Source organism: Prevotella pectinovora (assembly GCF_000834015.1).
Lineage (GTDB): Bacteria > Bacteroidota > Bacteroidia > Bacteroidales > Bacteroidaceae > Prevotella > Prevotella pectinovora.
The window spans coordinates 1-858 of the sequence record NZ_JXQI01000085.1 but is presented as its reverse complement, the minus strand read 5'-3'; the positions used below and the strand labels follow the sequence as shown (position 1 = coordinate 858).

Here is an 858-nt window from a genome sequence, read left to right as displayed (position 1 = left end):
ATTTAATATGACTACCGATTACAAAGTTACAGAATTATTTTGTATTATAGACGAGTTTTGCAAACATTTTGATGCAGAAAATGCAGGAAATTTGCTGGAAGACAATAGCGGAGTGAAGCGTAGACGGCGTGCAGCATCGTTGTCCGACAGTGAAATCATGACCATTCTGTTGTATTTTCATTTTGGTACATTCCGCAATTTCAAGCACTACTACCTGTTCTTTATTAAGGGTACGATGAAGTCTTATTTTCCGAAAGCCGTGTCGTACAACCGCTTTGTGGAGTTGGAAAGCCGCGTGTTCTTCCAGCTCATGTTCTTCCTTAATCTGGGAGCTTTCGGAAGATGTACCGGCATAACATTCGTTGATTCCACGATGATACCCGTATGCCATAATCTCAGGAGATATGCCAATAAGGTATTCAAGGGAATTGCCACTGACGGAAAAGGAACTATGGGTTGGTGTCATGGCTTTAAGCTCCACCTTGCGTGCAATGACAGAGGCGAGATAATAGCGTTTGTACTTACTGGTGCAAATGTCAGCGACAAGGACCCGAATGTGTTCAAGGTTCTTGCTAAACGTTTGTATGGCAAGCTGTTCGCTGACAAAGGCTATATTTCACAGAAGCTGTTTGACTTCCTCTTTGAGGATGGAATACAGCTGGTGACAGGGTTGCGCGTAAACATGAAAAACAAGCTGATGCCGTTCTATGACAGAATGATGCTGCGCAAGAGATACATTATCGAAACCATTAACGACATGCTGAAGAATACGGCACAGATTGTACATTCACGCCATAGATCTGTAAGCAACTTTATCATGAACCTTATTTCAGCCTTGGGAGCATATTGTTTCTTTGA

The 858-nt window shown here is 42.3% G+C and carries 1 protein-coding gene; it reads left to right on the top strand.

The window, feature by feature from the left end; translation table 11 throughout:
- Positions 1–7: 7 nt before the first annotated feature.
- On the top strand, positions 8–858 hold an 851-nt coding region (locus ST42_RS12155), incomplete at its 3' end, for an IS982 family transposase (protein ID WP_044073675.1).